The organism is Microtetraspora sp. NBRC 16547 (assembly GCF_030268965.1).
Taxonomy (GTDB): domain Bacteria; phylum Actinomycetota; class Actinomycetes; order Streptosporangiales; family Streptosporangiaceae; genus Microtetraspora.
This window is the reverse complement of sequence record NZ_BSSE01000037.1, coordinates 1-16,741: the sequence shown is the minus strand read 5'-3', so window position 1 is coordinate 16,741 and position 16,741 is coordinate 1. Positions and strand designations below refer to the sequence as shown.

General features: G+C 71.4%; 16 protein-coding genes and 1 pseudogene. 15 read left to right on the top strand and 2 right to left on the bottom strand.

Annotated elements, in window-relative coordinates; all coding sequences use genetic code 11:
• The first annotated feature begins 11 nt into the window (after positions 1-11).
• The 11 genes from QSK17_RS32235 (at position 12) to QSK17_RS32185 (ending at position 13,138) form a co-directional block, all read left to right on the top strand.
• Positions 12-1,046 carry a LacI family DNA-binding transcriptional regulator gene (locus tag QSK17_RS32235; protein WP_285709652.1) on the top strand — a complete coding sequence of 345 codons (1,035 nt, stop codon included), beginning with the start codon at positions 12-14 and terminating at the stop codon, positions 1,044-1,046.
• A 154-nt stretch (positions 1,047-1,200) separates the two neighbouring features.
• The gene (locus tag QSK17_RS32230) at positions 1,201-3,408 is read left to right on the top strand and encodes a glycoside hydrolase family 18 protein (RefSeq protein WP_285709650.1); all 2,208 of its coding nucleotides are present in this window, start codon (positions 1,201-1,203) and stop codon (positions 3,406-3,408) included.
• Between the two features lie 261 nt (positions 3,409-3,669).
• Positions 3,670-4,785 (top strand): GntR family transcriptional regulator, encoded by a 1,116-nt coding sequence (locus QSK17_RS32225; protein ID WP_285709647.1) that lies wholly within the window; start codon positions 3,670-3,672, stop codon positions 4,783-4,785.
• Between the two features lie 61 nt (positions 4,786-4,846).
• Entirely contained in the window at positions 4,847-6,136 is a 1,290-nt protein-coding gene (locus QSK17_RS32220; protein WP_285709645.1) for an ABC transporter substrate-binding protein, read from the top strand.
• Positions 6,133-7,065, top strand: a complete 933-nt coding sequence (locus QSK17_RS32215) for a carbohydrate ABC transporter permease (protein ID WP_285709643.1) — start codon at positions 6,133-6,135, stop codon at positions 7,063-7,065. The genes QSK17_RS32220 and QSK17_RS32215 overlap by 4 nt, the downstream gene beginning before the upstream one ends.
• Positions 7,058-7,870 (top strand): carbohydrate ABC transporter permease, encoded by an 813-nt coding sequence (locus tag QSK17_RS32210; protein ID WP_285709641.1) that lies wholly within the window; start codon positions 7,058-7,060, stop codon positions 7,868-7,870. Before QSK17_RS32215 ends, QSK17_RS32210 begins: the two co-directional genes overlap by 8 nt.
• 30 nt (positions 7,871-7,900) lie before the next feature.
• Entirely contained in the window at positions 7,901-8,908 is a 1,008-nt protein-coding gene (locus tag QSK17_RS32205; RefSeq protein WP_285709639.1) for a Gfo/Idh/MocA family protein, read from the top strand.
• Complete coding sequence (locus QSK17_RS32200) at positions 8,905-9,675, top strand: sugar phosphate isomerase/epimerase family protein (protein ID WP_285709637.1); 771 nt, start codon at positions 8,905-8,907, stop codon at positions 9,673-9,675. Before QSK17_RS32205 ends, QSK17_RS32200 begins: the two co-directional genes overlap by 4 nt.
• Positions 9,672-11,117, top strand: a complete 1,446-nt coding sequence (locus QSK17_RS32195; RefSeq protein WP_285709635.1) for a beta-N-acetylhexosaminidase — start codon at positions 9,672-9,674, stop codon at positions 11,115-11,117. The genes QSK17_RS32200 and QSK17_RS32195 overlap by 4 nt, the downstream gene beginning before the upstream one ends.
• On the top strand, positions 11,104-12,129 hold the full coding sequence (locus QSK17_RS32190; protein WP_285709632.1) for an NAD-dependent epimerase/dehydratase family protein: 1,026 nt from the start codon (positions 11,104-11,106) through the stop codon (positions 12,127-12,129). The genes QSK17_RS32195 and QSK17_RS32190 overlap by 14 nt, the downstream gene beginning before the upstream one ends.
• A gap of 1 nt (position 12,130) precedes the next feature.
• Positions 12,131-13,138, top strand: coding sequence for a dihydrodipicolinate synthase family protein (locus QSK17_RS32185; RefSeq protein WP_285709630.1), 1,008 nt, complete (start codon positions 12,131-12,133; stop codon positions 13,136-13,138).
• A gap of 61 nt (positions 13,139-13,199) precedes the next feature.
• Here the strand turns inward: QSK17_RS32185 and QSK17_RS32180 are convergent, their stop codons facing one another.
• Positions 13,200-13,430, bottom strand: a complete 231-nt coding sequence (locus QSK17_RS32180; RefSeq protein WP_285709629.1) for a hypothetical protein — start codon at positions 13,428-13,430, stop codon at positions 13,200-13,202.
• Between the two features lie 32 nt (positions 13,431-13,462).
• Between QSK17_RS32180 and QSK17_RS32175 the strand changes: the two genes are divergently transcribed.
• Positions 13,463-13,669 carry a hypothetical protein gene (locus tag QSK17_RS32175; RefSeq protein ID WP_285709626.1) on the top strand — a complete coding sequence of 69 codons (207 nt, stop codon included), beginning with the start codon at positions 13,463-13,465 and terminating at the stop codon, positions 13,667-13,669.
• Between the two features lie 122 nt (positions 13,670-13,791).
• Here QSK17_RS32175 and QSK17_RS32170 read toward each other — a convergent pair whose 3' ends face one another.
• Positions 13,792-14,937 (bottom strand): mandelate racemase/muconate lactonizing enzyme family protein, encoded by a 1,146-nt coding sequence (locus QSK17_RS32170; protein ID WP_285709625.1) that lies wholly within the window; start codon positions 14,935-14,937, stop codon positions 13,792-13,794.
• A gap of 365 nt (positions 14,938-15,302) precedes the next feature.
• Here QSK17_RS32170 and QSK17_RS32165 point away from each other — a divergent pair, with 365 nt between their 5' ends.
• The 3 genes and pseudogenes from QSK17_RS32165 to QSK17_RS32155 form a co-directional block, all read left to right on the top strand.
• Positions 15,303-15,674 carry a phosphotransferase gene (locus tag QSK17_RS32165; RefSeq protein ID WP_285709622.1) on the top strand — a complete coding sequence of 124 codons (372 nt, stop codon included), beginning with the start codon at positions 15,303-15,305 and terminating at the stop codon, positions 15,672-15,674.
• A 52-nt stretch (positions 15,675-15,726) separates the two neighbouring features.
• Positions 15,727-15,978, top strand: a complete 252-nt coding sequence (locus tag QSK17_RS32160; protein ID WP_285709620.1) for a transposase — start codon at positions 15,727-15,729, stop codon at positions 15,976-15,978.
• Between the two features lie 41 nt (positions 15,979-16,019).
• A pseudogene (locus tag QSK17_RS32155) lies at positions 16,020-16,658 on the top strand (IS3 family transposase); the annotation flags it as partial.
• Between the last annotated feature and the right edge of the window lie 83 nt (positions 16,659-16,741).

The window sequence follows — 16,741 nt, the reverse complement described above, 5'->3', positions numbered from 1 at the left end:
CGATGATGCGTATGTCCGAGCAGGGATCAACACCCGGCCGTGCGACGATCCGCGACGTCGCGCGTGAGGCCGGCGTCTCCGTCACGACGGTGTCCCACGTGCTGAACGGCAAGGGAACCGCCTCGGAAGCCACGCGGCGGCGCGTCCTCGCCGTCGCCGACCGCCTGGCCTACCGCGCGCACCCCATGGCGCGCGGGCTGCGCCGCGGGCGCACCGGCGTCCTCGGGCTCGACATGCGCCCGCTCGACGCGATCGGGTCGTACCTGCCCGCGGGTGTGGACTACTTCATGCGGTTCGCCGGCGCCGCCGCGGTGACAGCGCTCGACCACGGCCTCGGGCTCATGCTCGTGCCGGACCCGACCCGTTCGGACATCACCCAGTTCGCCCACGGGGTGGACGGCTACGTCATCGGCGATCCGGTGCGCGACGACCCGGTCCTCACCCGGCTGCTCGACGCCGGCGTGCCGGTCGTCTCCGTCGGCCGCGACCCGGGGCGGCCGGACTTCACCGACTGGGTCGGGCCGGACGACACGTACGAGACGCAACGCGTCCTCGACCTGCTGCGATCACGCGGCGCCGAACGCGTCGCCCTCCTGGCCGGTACGGACGACAACGCGTGGAACGTCGACTCCGAGCGGGCCTACCGGTCGTGGGCACGACGCCACGACATGCCGACGCGGGTGCTGCACATCCCCGAGGCGGACGGCGAGGACGGCGGCCGTGACGCCGCCCGGAGGTTCCTGGCGGGGAAGCGCCCGCGGCCGGACGCGATCTACTGCCAGACGGGCCGGCACGCGGCGGGTGTCCTCGATGAGGCGCGGCGGCTGGGCTTCTCCGTGCCCCGGGATCTGCTCATCGCGACCGGCTCGGACGCGCAGCAGACCCGCCACTCCGTGCCCGCGATCACGGCCCTCGATCTCGTGCCGGAGGACTCCGGCAAGGCCGCGGTCGAACTGCTCATCGCGCGGCTCAACGGTGAGACGGCGCCGGGGCCGATCATCCTTCCCGCCAAACTGTGGATGCGGGCGTCGACCGGGGACGCCTGACCCGCGCGCGTCGCTCCCGCCCAGGCAGGACGGGGCGCGAATTCATGCCATTCTTCTCCCATTCTTTCGGGGTTATTGTTTCGCCATCTCGCGGATTCCGATGTCTGGATATTTCGTAATCCGGCATTAATTCATTCCTGTGGAGGTGGCTTCTATGCCTGTAGGGCTTCTGAGGATCGCCGGCGCGCTCGTGCTCGCCCTGGCGAGCACGCCGGCCGCCCCGGCCGCCGCCCGCGCGGCGGAGCCGCCGTCGGTGGTGATCGACTCCTCCGAGGCCGCCCCCGGCGTCATCCGGCTCGCCGGACGCTTCACCGCGGCGTACGACGTGAGCGTCGTGGTGAACGGCGAGCGGATCGAGCGCGCCAGGGTGAGCGACCCGGAGGCCGACGACGCCGGGACGTGGACCTACGACCTGGACACCAGCGCGATGGACGGCGAGGTCGAGGTCTACGCCAAGGCGACGGTCGCGGAGACGCGGTACGGCACGTGGTCGCAGCCGCTCACGCTGCGGGTGGACAACCCGCGGGCCAGGGCGCCGAAGGTGTCGATCGCCGAGCCCGCCGACGGGGTACGGCTCACCCGGCCCACGCCGGTGCGGGTGAACGTCGCCGGCGCGGACGTGCGTACGGTGCGGGTCCGGGTCAACGGCGGCCCCTGGCAGCGCGCCTCCGGCGGTGCCGGGCGCTACGTCGCGCTGGTGAATCCGGCGAAGTACGGCGACGTCATGGCGAGCCTGGAGGCCGAGGCGGTCGACGCGCGCGGCCACGTGTCCAGGTCGGCCAGCCGGTACGTCGCGCTCGGCGCGGCGAAGAAGGAACGCCCGGTACCGCACAAGCAGGACCGGGCGATGTGGATCTGGGAGAAGGCCTCCTACAACCTGGTGCTCAACTCCGGGTCGCGCCGCCTGCTGGAGACCGTTTTCGCGCCCGGATCGACGATGTACCTGGGCGTGGACACGTACGCGGGGCGCGACATGATCGAGGACGCGCGCCCCGAACTGCGCGACCTCGTGGCCTGGGCGCACCGCCGGGGGATGAAGGTGCACGCCACGGTGGCCGGCGGGACGCGGCCGCCCTATCTCGGCGCGCTCTCCCGCTATCGCGACCGCGCCGTCGGGGAGATGGAGCGGGTGCTCGACTACAACTTCTCGTCGGCGCCCGAGGAGCGCTTCGACGGGATCAACGTGGACATCGAGCCGTACATCCTGCCCTGGTTCGGGAGCGCCAAGCCCGACGTGCAGATCCAGTGGCTGGACACGCTGCGAGCGATGATCGCCCGCCGGGACGCGTCCGGGCAGCCCCTGCTGTTCGGCCCCGCGGTGCCCCGGTGGCTGGATACCTCCGCCTGCTGCACGGACATCCCGTACGCCGGGACCACCCGCACCATGTCCGAACACATCCAGGACATGACCGACTACATCGCGATCATGGACTACCGGGACCAGGCGGACGGCTCCGCCGGCATCATCGCGCAGGCCGAGGGCGAGATCGCCTACGCCGAGCGCATCGGCAAGCCGCTCTCCGTGGTGGTCGGCGTGGAGACGCTGGACATCGCGACCAGCGGCGACCCCTCCAGCATCACGTTCAGGGAGGAGGGCAGGGACGCGATGGAGGTGGAGCTGGTGAAGGTCTACAAGGCGTTCTCGGGCAGTGCCGCCTTCGCCGGGGTGGCGCTCCACCACTACGACTCCTACCGGGAACTGCCCACGATCTGGGGCCCGTCGGCGCAGTGGCCCGCGCCGCCCGCCGACTCCGGGCCGCCCACGGGCGTCAGCACGCCGCCGAAGGCCGTCGCGTTCGACCATGCCACGGTCGACCTGTCCTACGGTCGGGCGTACGACGACACCGAGGTGGACTTCTATGAGGTGCACAGATCGACGGATCCGGGCTTCACGCCCGGACCGGGCACCCTCGCGGGCAAGGCGCGTGGCCTGACCTACACCGATGCCGGGCTGCTGCCCAATACCTCCTATCACTACAGAATCGTGCCCGTGGACGTGGCAGGGCACCGCGGCCCCGTGTCCGACCCGGTCGCCGTGACGACCGGGACCACCGACCTGCGTCCCATGGTGGTGGAGTCGATGGCCGTCACGCTGGAGGGCGGTGCCGCGCGGGTACGGCTGCGCGTCGTGGACAAGGAGACCGGGCAGCCGGTGGCCGCCACGGTGCGCGGGCGGTTCACCTTCTCCGCGGGGCGCTACGTGACGGTGACGGCGGGCGCCGACGGCTGGGCCACCGCGACGTCCGAGGCGTTGAAGCAGCCGACGGGCGAGGTCGGCTTCGCCGGTCACCGCCTGACCGCTCCCGGCCGCTACTGGGCCGGCGCCTACGACCAGGGCAAGGACGTCACCGCCCGCTGGTGATCCGCCTCTCGCGGCCTCACCGTGCCGTGAGGCCGCGACCTGGGGCCATGACCTGGGGTCGCCACCTGGGGCCCGTGCGGACCTGACCGTCCGCCGGTGACCCGTGCCCGCCGAAGGGCCGCCTCCCTGCCGGAGGCGGCCCTTTCCCGTGCGGTTATTGGGACGAATTCATTCCTTTTGGCGGCGAAATATGGGGTGAATTTAGGGTTGACATTACGGACATATGACGAGAAGAATCCCGTTATGGAGCCACCAGATGGAATGAATTCCCTCCCAAGGGGACGGCGATTCCGCACCCTGGCCGCACGCCTGCGGCAGGAGATCGTGCAGGGTCGCTGGCCGGTCGGCGGCAGGCTGCCGACCGAGGCCGAGCTGGCGCAGACCTACTCGGTCGGCGTGAACACGGTGCGCCGCGCGGTCGACCTCCTGGTCGAGGAGGGACTCGTCCGGCGCCGGCAGGGGTCGGGCACGTTCGTGACCGCCTCCGCCACCACCGGAGCCCGGCCACGTCTCATCGGTGCGCTCGTCCCGTCGAACACCTACTACTTCCCCCAGGTCGTCCAGGGCATCGAGCGGGCGGCCACCGCCGCCGGCGTCCAGCTCGTGCTCGCGTGCTCCAACTACGACCCCGGCGTCGAGCTCGCGCAGATCCAGCAGCTCGTCGACGTCGGGGTCGCGGGCTTGCTGCTGGTGCCCAACCTGCACCTCGTCGCCGACCCCGCCGCGCACCTGGCCAAGCTGCGGGAGCTGCCCGTGCCGTACGTGCTGGTGGAACGGAGGCCGGCCGACCCCCGCCCGGCCGACCCCACCTCCTACGTCTGCACGGACGTGCACGGCGGTGGCTACGCCGCGGTGCAGCACCTGAACGGGCTCGGCCGCGGCCGGATCGGCTACCTCGGCCGGATCGGCACCGCCACGTCCGAGCAGGTTTTCGCCGGGTACCGCCAGGCAATCGCCGACCTCGGACTGCCGGAGATCCCGGAGGCCGTGGCCCGGCAGCCCGTCTGGACCGGCAACGACATGCTCGCGTTCGCCAACTCCTGCGTCACGGAGAAGGTCCGTGCGGTGGTGTGCCTCGGCGACCGCGAGGCGACCGCGCTCCTGCCCTATCTGCGCCGGGTCGGCCTGAACGTCCCGGACGACGTCGCCGTCGTCGCCTACGACGACGAGGTCGCCGACCTGTCCGAGGTGCCGCTCACCGCCGTCTCGCCGCCCAAGGCGGAGGTCGGCCGCATGGCCACGGAGCTCCTGCTCCGCCGGATCGAGCTCGGTCCCGTCGCCCCCGTCTGCCGTGTCGTGCTGCAGCCCCGCCTGGCCGTACGGGCCTCCTGTGGCGCCGCCTCCGGCAGCCTCGTCGAGGTCCGCGTCCCCCTGTGACGCCGGCCGTCGGCCGGCCGTCATCCTCACCCCCCTTCCCCCCATCCTGTTGGAGGTCCCAATGAGAGTGCGCATGCTCGCCGCCGCAGCGGTGGCCGTCCTCACCGTGGCCGGCACGGCCGCGTGCGGCGGCTCCGCCGACGACTCGGGAGCGGTCACCCTGCGGCTCGGCTTCTACGCCGCGGCGGGAGACCCCGCCGACACGACCATGCGGGAACTCGTCAAGGAGTTCACGGCCGCCAACCCGTCGATCAAGGTGCAGCTGGAGGTCGCGCCGTACGTCAAGTTCTTCGAGAAGCTGCGCACCCAGATCGCCGGCGGCCAGGCGCCGCAGGTGTGGCTGTCCGACGGCGTGCTCGTGCAGGAGTTCGCCGCCCGGGGCGCCCTCGCCGACCTGAGCGACCGGGTCAAGACGGTCAACGCCGCCGACTACTCCGGCATCGAGCTGAACCGGGACGCCAAGGGCCGGGTCTACGGATTCCCGCAGGGCGCCCAGACGCCGGTGCTGTTCTACAACAAGAAGCTGTTCGCCGACGCCAAGGTCGCCGAGCCGACGGCCGACTGGACCTACGACGACCTCGCGGCCGCGGCCAAGAAGCTCACCACGGACACGAACGGCGACGGCAAGCCCGACACGTACGGCTTCCGCGCCTACTCGCCGGGCTTCACCGAGAGCTGGTGGCCCATCATCAAGGCGTTCGGCGGCGACATCGTCACCGACGACAACCGCAAGGTGGTCGTGGACAGCTCGCAGTCGAAGGCCGCGCTCGACTGGATGCTCGGCGCGATGGGCAAGGACGGGTTCGCTCCCGACTACGCCTTCACCGAGGGCCTCGGCAAGGGCGTCGTGCACACGCTGTTCGCCACCGGCCGCGTCGCCATGTCGTACGGCATCTACGCCCGCACCCTGCCCGCGACGAGCGCGGGCGTCGACTTCGGGGTGGCGCCGCTGCCGAAGGGCCCGGCCGGCCGCGGCAACGTCGCGATCGTCAACTCGTGGGTGGTCAACAAGTCGGCCTCGGCGGCGCAGGCCGACGCGGCGTGGAAGTGGATCACCTTCTTCTCCGGGGAGGGCCCGCAGCGCAAGTGGGCCGAGCTCGGCGAGGCGATCCCGATCAACAAGAAGGTCGCCGCCGCGGCCCTGTCCGCCGACCGCCACGCCTTCCTCGACTCGCTCGACGCGGCCACCGACCTCGGCGTCAACGCCGTGTGGTCGGAGTACACCGAGGCCCTGGCCAAGCGGATGGGCGAGGCGCTGTCCGGCGCCTCTCCCGTGGACACCGCGCTCGCGACCGGGCAGAAGGAGGCCCAGGAGGTCATCGACCGCTTCTACGCGGGGCAGCCGCAGTGACGGTGCTCACCGGACGAGCCGGAAAGGTGGCCGCCGAGCGGCGGCCACCCGCCCGGAAACGGCATGCGGGGGAGCGGGTCTGGGCGGTCGCCTTCGCCTCGCCCTACCTGCTCCACCTGGTCGCGCTGGCCGCCTGGCCGCTGCTCGCCTCGCTGTTCTTCAGCATGACCGACTACGACCTGGTGTCCTCGCCGAAGTTCGTCGGGTTCGACAACTTCGCCCGTATGTTCAACGACGGCCTCTTCTGGCGGACGCTCGGCAACACGGCGTACTTCGCGGTGCTGTTCGTGCCGACTCAGACCGTCCTGGCCCTGGCGCTGGCGATCGCGCTCAACCAGCGGCTGCGCGGCATGGCCCTGTTCCGCGCGGCCTACTTCGTCCCCGTCGTCTCCTCGTGGGTCGTGGTCGCGTACGTCGCCGACGCGGTCTTCAACCCGCAGACCGGCATCGCCAACCAGGTGCTCGACTTCTTCGGGCTGCCGGCCGAGAACTGGCTGCAGGACCCGGCGCTGGTCATCCCCACGCTCGCGGCGGTGGCGGTGTGGAAGGGCGTCGGCTACATGATGGTGCTCTTCCTCGCGGGCCTCCAGGCCATCCCGGAGGAGCGCTACGAGGCGGCGAAGATCGACGGCGCGTCGGCGTGGAACCGGTTCCGCTACATCACGCTGCCCGGCGTCTCCGGCACCACGTTCCTGGTGCTGGTGCTCACCTCGATCGAGACGCTGCAGTCGTTCGAGCAGGTCTTCGTGATGACCGACGGCGGTCCGCACGGGGCGAGCGAGCTGACCGTGCTCCACCTCTACCGGCAGGGCTTCCAGTTCTTCCAGATGGGCTACGCCTCGGCCATCGCGTGGGTGCTGTTCGTGCTGGTGCTCGCGCTCACCATGGTGCAGTTCCGGCTCCAGCGCAGGTGGGTGCACTATGCGTAAGACCATCTCGTATGTCCTGGTCACGGCGGGCGCGCTGGTCATGCTGGTGCCGTTCGTGGCCGCGCTCAGCAACTCGCTCAAGAGCTTCGCGCAGTACATCCAGGTGCCGCCGACGTGGATCCCCGACCCCATCCAGTGGGACAACTACGCGGAGGTGTGGCGGCGCACCCCGTTCGGGCTCTACCTCGCCAACAGCCTCGTGATCGCGATCCTCGCCGTCATCGGCAACGTGCTGACCAGCGCGATGGTCGGCCACGCCCTGGCCCGGATGCGGCTGCCGGGCAGGCAGGCGCTGCTCACCATGGCGCTCGGGACCATGATGCTGCCGACCGTCATCACGATCGTGCCGAACTTCCTGCTGTTCCGCTCGCTGGGCTGGCTGGACACCCTGCTGCCGCTCATCGCGCCGTACTGGCTGGCCACGCCCATCGGCATCTTCCTGATGCGGCAGACCTTCCTCGGCATCCCGAAGGACTTCGAGGAGGCCGCGGGCCTCGACGGCGCCAACCCGTGGCAGGTGTTCTGGCGGATCCACCTGCCGCTTGCCAAGCCCGCCCTGGCCACGCTCGCGGTCTTCACGTTCACCACCTCGTGGAAGGCCGTGCTGGAGCCCACCATCTACCTCACCTCACCGGAGAACTACACGCTGCCGGTCGGCGTGCTGAGCCTGAAGGGCCAGTTCGTCGGGAACGACCAGCTCGTGACGGCCGCCGCGATGATGAGCCTGCTGCCGATGCTGGTCGTGTTCATCCTGGCCCAGCGCTATTTCGTCCGCGGAACCATGTCCGCGGGACTCAAGGGCTGAAGCGCCCCCATCCCTACTGGAAAGGAAATCGTGACCACATCATCCGGGCTGCGCCTGGGCGTCATCGGAGCGGGCACCATCGCGGAGTTCCACGTGGCCGCCGCCCGTCAGACGGCCGGGCAGGCGAAGGTCGTCGCGGTGTGCGACGTCCGGGCCGAGGCGGCGGAGAAGCTGGCCGCCGAGGCCGGGGCCCGCGCCTTCACCGACCACCAGGCGATGATCGACGCGGGCGGCCTCGACGCCGTCGTGATCACCGTCCCGCACGCCCTGCACGCCCCGATCACCCTGGACGCGGCCGCGGCCGGGCTGCACGTCCTGCTGGAGAAGCCGATCGCCACCACGCGCGAGGACGCGATCCGCATGATCGACGCCTGCCGCGCGGCGGGCGTCGTGTTCGCGGTCGGGCACGTCCTGCGCTTCGTCCCGACACTGCGCGCCGCGGCCGCCTACCTCGCCTCCGGCGAACTCGGCGGCGTCGTGGTGGCCTCGGAGCGGCGTACCGCCGACTACGCCGACCCCGCGCGGCCCCGCTGGTTCCTCGACGCCGACATGGCCGGCGGCGGGATCGTGCTCAACGTCGGCACCCACAGCATCGACAAGCTGCAGATGCTCGTCGGATCTCCGATCGTCGAGGTCACCGGCCACATCGCCGGGCCCGCGGGCGGGTCGGTCGAGACGGAGGCGGTCGCCCTGGCGCGGCACGCCGACGGCACCCGCTCGACGATCTCCGTCACCGGCACCGGCCTGCCGTTCACGGACGAGGCCGAGATCGTGTGCGGCGAGGGTGCGGTACGGATCAGCCGAGGCGAGGGCGTCTGGTCCTTCCGCGGAGGCGTCGCCACCCAGGTGGCCGCTCCCGAACCCGGCGAGATGGCCAGAGCGTTCGCCGCGCAACTCGCCGACTTCGCGCGGGCCTGCGCGGACAGGAGCACGCCCGAGGTCACGCCGGAGTACGCGCTGTCCGTCCTGGACGTCGCCCTCGCCGTCTACGAGTCCGCCCGTCACGGTTCCACCGTCACAGTGAAGGGACAGATGTGAACCCGCTCGCGTTCAGCACGCTCGGCATGCCGGGCGCCCCCGCCGACGAGGTGATCGCGGTGGCCTCCCGGTACGGCTGCGCCGGAGTGGAGCTGCGCTGCGCCGAGGGCGAGATCGTGTCGCCGGACACGTCCCCCGGGGACCTGCGCGCGGTCGCGCGGGCCTTCGCCGCCGCCGGAGTCGAGATCGTCGCCGTCTGCTCCTACACGCGCGTGGCGCGGCCGGACGGCGACCCCGTGGCCGAGGTGCTGCGCCACGTCGAGATCGCCGAAGCGCTCGGCTCGCCGTACGTGCGGGTCTTCGGCGGGGTGGAGGGGCAGGCCGACCCGGCCGCCACCGCGACTCGGAGGCTCGCGGAGGTGGCGGACCGGCTGCCGGACAACGGCGTCGACGTGCTGCTGGAGACCCACGACGTCTTCCTCACCGGCGAGGCGATCGCCGGGGTCCTCGCCGGGGTCGGCTCACCACGGGTCGGCGCGCTGTGGGACGTGGTCAACCCGTGGCGCGCGGGGGAGAGCGCCGCGGCCACCGCGGACGTGCTCGCGCCGTACCTGCGGCACGTGCAGATCAAGGACGCGGCGACGCCCACCGAGCTGGCGCCGGTGCTGCCCGGACAGGGCACCGTGGGCGTGGCCGGCGTGCTCGCTGAGCTCGACCGCATCGGCTACTCCGGATATCTCGCGCTCGAATGGGAGCGCGCGTGGTACCCCGACGCGCCGCCCGTCGGCGAGGCACTCGCCGCCTTCCGCGAGGTGCTCGGGCGGTGATCCCCCAGGTCGCCTCCTTCATTCCGGAAGAGGGGCGGTTCCCGCTGGATCGCGGCGTGCGGGTGAGCGGCCCGCACGCCGAGACGGCGCGCGAGCTGCTCGGCACCGCCGCGGACGGCGACGGCCCTGGTGAGATCGTGCTGGGCCTCGTGGACGACGCGTCCCTGGGAGAGGAGGGGTACACCCTCACCGTCACCCCGGAAGGGGCCGAGATCGCCGCGGCGACCGCCGCCGGGCTGCGCTGGGGCGTCCAGACGCTGCGCCAGCTCGACGGGCCCGGCGGCGTGCCGTGCGGCACCGTCCGCGACGTGCCCAGGTACGCCTGGCGCGGCGTCATGATCGACGTGGCCCGCTGGTGGCGCCCGCTCTCCTTCCTGCGCGCGTACGTCGACCTGCTGGCGCTGCACAAGTTCAACGTCCTGCACCTGCACCTCACCGACGACCAGGGCTGGCGGTTCGAGGTGCGCGGGCACCCGCGGCTCACCGAGGTCGGGGCGCACCGCGCCGAGTCCCCGGCCGGTCACGCGCGGGAGGGCAGGTTCGACGGGACGCCGCACGGCGGCTGCTACACCCAGCGGGAGCTGCGCGACCTGGTGGATTACGCGGCCGCGCGCGGCGTGACCGTGGTCCCCGAGATCGAGTTCCCCGGGCACTCCACGGCCGCGATCGCGGCCTACCCGTGGCTCGGCCACCCGGCCGCGGAGCCCGTCGAGGTGCGGACATCGTGGGGCATCTCGTCGCACGTCCTCAACGTGAGCGACCGCGCCGCCGGGTTCGCCCGCGACGTGCTCGACGAGCTGAGCGACGTGTTCCCGTCCCGGTACGTCCACATCGGCGGCGACGAGGTACGCGGCGGCGAGTGGGCCGCCAGCCCCGACGCCGCACGGCGCGTGGAGAGCGAAGGTCTCGCCGACTCGGCCGCCCTGCTCGGCTGGTGGGGGCGGTTCCTCGCCGACCACCTGCGCGGGCTCGGCCGCCGCGCCGTGGCCTGGGACGACATGCTCGACCACGACCCGCCCGACGACATGGTGATCATGGCGTGGCGGGGCGTGGACCGGATCGAGGCCGCCCTGCGGGCCGGGCACGACGTGGTCGCCGCCCCCCACACGCACACCTATCTCGACTACGCCGAATCGGACGCCCCCGGGGAGCCGGTCAGCATCGCCGGACCGCTCCCGCTGGAAACCGTCTACGGATTCGACGCGGGGCAGGGCGTCCTCGGCATGCAGGCCCAGCTCTGGGGCGAGTACCTCCCCACGAGGGAACGCTTCGACTACAACGCCTTCCCCCGCCTCTGCGCCGTCGCCGAGGCCGCCTGGTCCTCCGGCCGGGATCTCGGCGACTTCACCCGGCGGCTGACCGCCCACCTGCCGCTGCTCGACCGGCTGGGCGTGGGCTACCGGCGGCCACACGACGAAGGAGCACGACATGTTCACCTCTGAGCGGGAGCTCGAGGACCGGCTGGCCACCCCTTCGGCCGCGCTGGTCACCGACGTCGGCCGGCTGGACGGCGACCTCGTCGTGCTCGGCGCCGGCGGCAAGATGGGCCCGAGCCTGGTCCGGCTGGCCCGCCGCGCGCTGGACGCCGCGGGACGGCACTCCGCCCGTGTGTACGCCGTGTCGCGCTGGTCCGACGAGGAGGCCGCGCGGGCCTTGAAGGACGAGGGCATCGACGTGGTGCGCCACGACCTGATGGGCGGCGACGACCTCGCCGGGCTGCCCGACGCGGCCGATGTCGTCTTCATGGTCGGCGCCAAGTTCGGCACGTCGGCCGCGCCGTACCAGGCGTGGGCGGTCAACGCGGCGCTGCCCGCCGCCGTCGCGCGGCGCTACCGCGACTCGGCGATCACGGCCTTCTCCACCGGCAACGTGTACCCCCTGGTGGACGTGGCCTCCGGCGGGAGCGCGGAGGACGACCCGCCGGGACCGGTGGGCGAGTACGCGATGAGCTGCCTCGGCCGGGAACGCATCTTCGAGCACGCCGCCGCCGCGTACGGCACCCGGGTCGCGATCCTGCGCCTCAACTACGCGGTGGACCTGCGCTACGGCGTGATCGCGGACATCGCCGCCACGGTGGCGGCGGGCGAGCCAGTCGACGTCACCACCGGACACGTCAACGTCGTGTGGCAGGGGTACGCGAACGAGGTCGCGCTGCGCTCGCTTCGGCACGCGCGCGCCCCGGAGGCGTTCACGCTCAACCTGACCGGTCCCGAGACCGCCTCGGTACGGCGCACGGCCACTCGGATCGCCGCCGCGCTCGGCGTCGAGGCGACCTTCACCGGCCAGGAGAGCGGCACGGCGCTGCTGAACGACGCCTCCCGCTGCCACGGGCTGTTCGGCTATCCGGACGTGCCACTCGACACGCTGATCGCGTGGCAGGCCGACTGGCTGTCACGCGGGCTGCCCCTTTCCGGAAAGCCGACCAAGTTCGCCGTGCGCGACGGGAGGTTCTGAGATGTCGATCGACCTGCTCAGGGAAGGGACCGTCATCCCCGCCCACCCGCTGGCGCTGACCGGACGGCGTACGCTCGACGAGCGTCGCCAGCGGGCGCTCACCCGCTACTACCTCGCCTCGGGAGCGGGCGGCGCGGCCGTCGCGGTCCACACGACGCAGTTCGAGATCCGCGAGGCGGGGCTGCTCCGGCCGGTGCTGGAGATCTCCGCCGACGTGGTGGCGAAGGAGGCGGACCGGCCGTTCGTCATGGTCGCGGGAGCATGCGGCGACACTGCCCAGGCCGTCGCCGAGGCGGAGCTCGCGGCCTCACTGGGCTACCACGCCGTGCTGCTGTCCCCGAAGGTGGCGGGCGCCGATGAGCCGGAGCTGCTGGAGCGGGCCAGGGCCGTGGGGGAGGTGCTGCCCGTCATCGGCTTCTACCTCCAGGAGGTGGTGGGCGGCCGCAGGCTGAGCCCGTCCTTCTGGCGCTCGCTGAGCGAGCAGGAGTCCGTGGTGGCGATCAAGATGGCGCCCTTCGACCGTTACCGTACGGTCGACGTGGTCAGGGCCGTCGCCGCGTCGGGGCGCGGTGACGACATCGCGCTCTACACCGGCAACGACGACAACATCCTGGCCGACCTGCTCACGCCGGTCGCGGGACGCCGCATCGTCGGCGGGCTGCTCGGCCAGTGGGCCGTGTGGACCCGCGCGGCGGTGCACATGTTCGAGGAGGTACGGCGGGCCTGGGCCGGGGACGACGAGGTCGTCCGCTCCCTGCTGGGCCGCGCCGCCGACCTCACCGACGCCAACGGCGCCGTCTTCGACGTGGCGGGCGGCTTCCACGGCTGCATCGCGGGAGTCCACGAGGTGCTGCACGGGCAGGGCCTCCTGGCCGGCACGTGGTGCCTCGACCCGTTGGAGGACCTGTCGCCGGGACAGGCCGAGGAGATCGCCCGGGTTCGCGCCGCCTATCCCTGGCTGGTCGACGACGACTTCGTCGCCGCCCACCTGGACGACTGGCTGCGCTGACCACCTGTGAACCGCGGCCAGCCGGTTGCCGGGGACGCCGATGCCGGTCGCCGGGGCCGCGCTAGGGCAGGACCTCGACCCGTACGTCGATCCCGCCGTACCAGGTGGGCGTCGTGGCGAGGATCCGCCATCCCCGCTGGCCGGCGTAGACAGCGGTGTGCGCCGCGACGAGGACGTCAGGGAGGGATAGGTCGCGTTGGTCGCCTCCGGTGAGGCGCTGCAGGTTGGCGCGGATCGTGGTCGCGAATGGGCCGCTGGCGACCGCGTCGTCGGGGGAGAGGGCGCCGACCACGCGGAACCCGCAGCCGGACCGAAGAATGGACCATGGGCGGGCAGACCGCCCAGATGAGCTTCTGGGACCGGCCGCTGCACGCGATGACCGAAGCCTTCACCGCGGCCGGCTTTCGCATCAGCGTCATCAGCGAACCGCCGTACGTGCCGGAAGCCCGCGAACTGTTCCCCGAGGAGTTCCGCGAGATCACCGGCACGAGGTTCCTATGCTTCCTGTTCTTCGTTCTAGAAGCCGGCTAACGGCGCCTCGTAACGATCAATTGCGGCGACTGAGCGTTTCAGTGGGCGATTCCCACCAACTGAAACGCTCAGTCACACTACCTCGCCCTGGCCCGCGGACTCGGACTTACGCGTCGGGTACGTCAGAGGCTCCAGTGCGCCGTGGAGAGGGCGCGGACCGCGTCCTCGTCCACCTCGACGCCGAGGCCGGGACCCGTGGGCACCAGAGCCGTGCCGTCGACGACCTCTACCGTGCTCCCCCCGACGTAGGCCGAGTGGACGAACTGCCGGCCGTTGAGGTCGACGGGGGTGTCCACGCCGAAGGCGGCGAACAGGTGCAGCGAGGCGGCGAACCCGAGATCGGTGTCGGTCAGTCCCGATCCCATGATGCGCAGCCCCGCGTCCTCCGCGAGCTGGCACAGCCTGCGGGAGAGCGTGAGACCACCCGAACGCTGGACCTTGGCGATGGCGATGTCGACCGCGTCGAGCTTCACGAACGTGGCCATGTCGGAGGGGTGACGCAGGCTCTCGTCCAGCGCGACCGGAAGCGGGCTGTGGTCGCGCAGCCGGCGCAGGCCGGTGATGTCGTTGGCGGGCAGCGGCTGCTCGAACGCCGACACGTCCAGGTCGACCAGCCTGCGCGCCATGCGCAGCGCGCCGTCCACGGTGTAGGCCTGGTTCGCGTCCACCCAGATGGGCGCGTCCGGCGCCGCCTCCCTGACCGCCGCCACGACCGAGACGTCCGTCGCCTCGTCGTGCAGGCCCACCTTCACCTTGTACGCCTGATAGCCCTGCGCCCGTCCCTCCTCGACCGCCTGCCGTACCTCGGCCGGGGTCTGGCCGGCCACGATCCAGCCGAGCTTGATCCGGTCGACGCGGCGCTGGCCCCAGACCACGCCGACGGAGACCCCGAGCGCCCGGCCGAGCAGGTCGTGCAGCGCGATGTCGAGCGCGGACTTGGCGATGGGGGAGCCGATCGTCAGACCGCGGTTGATCACCTTCTCGTAGGTCGCGCAGGCGCCGTCCAGATCCCACGCCGGCCGTCCGAGCAGCGCGGGGGCGAGGTAGTGGTGGATCGTCGTCGAGATCGACTCCACGGTCTCGTAGGTCCAGGCGGGCGTCGGCGTCGCCTCCCCCCAGCCGGTCAGCCCGCCGGCGGTCACCTTGACGAGAACCCGCTCAGCGGGCTTTCCCGCCGTGGTCACACTCCCCCCGGAAATGCTGAACGACCGGATGGACGGCAATTCCACGACGAATGTTTCCACGCGCTCGACGACCAGCGACTTCATGGTTCTCCCACCGGAATGAATTCATGCCGATTTATTTGCTGCAATGCCCTGAACCTAGCACGCTGGAAATGATTCACGAATTGGCGGAATGAATTCATGGCGTCCCGTCCGGGGCGCGTACAACGCCGCCGTAGCCCCAGAACCGATCTGGCGCATCACCTGGCACCTGCTGCCCTGCGTGATCTGCCCCCAGCATCGCGTCTATCTGACCGGCTGGTGTCCGAGCTGCCACACCCGGATCAGCGTCGGCGACACCCCACGCTATCGGCGCGAATGCAACGGACCGTTCGGCCCGCAGGGGCGCATCGTCGGCGCCCGCAACTGCCGGCAGCAACTCGCCCAACTCCCCTGCCAGCCATCGCTCGTTGCACGACGCCACCCGCGATAGCGGACTCACCGGGGAGCACCACGTCGTCTGCCATCACGACCCCGGACCGAACAACACGGTGTTCCGCGCAGGGCTACCAGTCGCCTTCATCGACTTCGACACCGCCGCCCCCGGTGATCCGCTCGAGGACATCGGATACATGGCCTGGCCGTGGTGCATCTCCTCCAAGACCACCTGGCCGCCGGCCACCGCGCAAGCCGCCCAGGTGCGGGTGCTCGCCGACGCCTACGGTCTCACCGCCGCGCGCCGTGCTGCCGTCGTTGATGCGATCCTCGACCGCCAATCCCGCAACGCCCGCTGGTGGGCAGAACGCCTGACTGAGCCAACCCGAGTTTCGTGGAGGCCCTGAAACCAGCACGATCTTGTAGCACGATCGGCTGGGGAAGGGAGAAGCCACCACGATGGCTGCACACCGCAAATACCCCGATGAACTCCGTGAACGGGCTGTCTGGCTTGTCCGGGAAAGTGGCCGCCCCATCGCCCAGATCGCCCGTGATCTCGGCGTGCACCGCGAGGCGTTGCGCGGCTGGGTCCGCCAGGCCGAGGCCGATGACGGCAGCCGGCCCGAGCAGCTGTCCACCGCCGAACGCGAGGAGATCAAGGCGCTACGCAGGGAGAACGCTGAGCTGCGACGCGCCAACGACATCCTGTAGGCCGCCTCGGCGTTTTTCGCCGCGGAGCTCGACCGTCCCCGCACGAGGCAGTCGCAGTGATCGACGATCTCCGCGACCGCTTCGGGGTCGAGCCCGTATGCCGGGTTCTTGATCTTCCCCCATCCACCTACTACGCGGCCAAGACCCGCCCGCCGTCGGCCCGCGCGCTGCGTGACCGCGAGGTCCTCTCCTTGATCGAGGGCGTGCGCGACCGCAGGTACGCCGAGGTCTACGGTGCTCGTCGCGTCCATGTGCAGCTGAAGCGCGAGGGCGACGCGGTGGCCCGGTGCACCGTTGAGCGCCTCATACGCGAGCACGGCCTGCGCGGGGTGATCCGGGGCCGCGGTCGGCGCACCACGATCCCAGACGATCAGGCCAGACGTCCGGCTGACCTGGTCAAACGGGACTTCAGCGCGCCCGCGCCGAACCGGCTGTGGGTGGCCGACATGACGTATGTGCCCACCGGTGAGGGCTGGGCTTACGTCGCGTTCGTCCTGGATGTGTACTCCCGGATGATCGTCGGCTGGAAGATGGCCGATCACCTGCGCACCGACCTGCCGCTGGACGCCGTGGAGATGGCGTTGTGGCAGCGCAAGGTAACGCGCGGCAGCTTGGTGCATCACTCCGACGCCGGCTGCCAGGGCGGATTCAACTGGTCGTCGCAACACCTCGATCGTTGAGGAGGATGTTGTGGCGCAGGGAAGGGCGCGTGCAGCGATCTTCGCTGGTCGCCCGCCGCTTCGGTCACCGGGACGGCCCCCGG

Excerpts from the sequence above, each read along its gene's own strand:
- QSK17_RS32175 (WP_285709626.1), top strand. The coding sequence starts at position 13,463 with ATGGGCGGGCAGACCGCCCAGATGAGCTTCTGGGACCGGCCGCTGCAC.
- QSK17_RS32235 (WP_285709652.1), top strand. The coding sequence starts at position 12 with ATGTCCGAGCAGGGATCAACACCCGGCCGTGCGACGATCCGCGACGTC.
- QSK17_RS32220 (WP_285709645.1), top strand. The coding sequence starts at position 4,847 with ATGAGAGTGCGCATGCTCGCCGCCGCAGCGGTGGCCGTCCTCACCGTG.
- QSK17_RS32225 (WP_285709647.1), top strand. The coding sequence starts at position 3,670 with ATGAATTCCCTCCCAAGGGGACGGCGATTCCGCACCCTGGCCGCACGC.
- QSK17_RS32230 (WP_285709650.1), top strand. The coding sequence starts at position 1,201 with ATGCCTGTAGGGCTTCTGAGGATCGCCGGCGCGCTCGTGCTCGCCCTG.
- QSK17_RS32190 (WP_285709632.1), top strand. The coding sequence starts at position 11,104 with ATGTTCACCTCTGAGCGGGAGCTCGAGGACCGGCTGGCCACCCCTTCG.
- QSK17_RS32170 (WP_285709625.1), bottom strand. The coding sequence starts at position 14,937 with ATGAAGTCGCTGGTCGTCGAGCGCGTGGAAACATTCGTCGTGGAATTG.
- QSK17_RS32185 (WP_285709630.1), top strand. The coding sequence starts at position 12,131 with ATGTCGATCGACCTGCTCAGGGAAGGGACCGTCATCCCCGCCCACCCG.
- QSK17_RS32160 (WP_285709620.1), top strand. The coding sequence starts at position 15,727 with ATGGCTGCACACCGCAAATACCCCGATGAACTCCGTGAACGGGCTGTC.
- QSK17_RS32210 (WP_285709641.1), top strand. The coding sequence starts at position 7,058 with ATGCGTAAGACCATCTCGTATGTCCTGGTCACGGCGGGCGCGCTGGTC.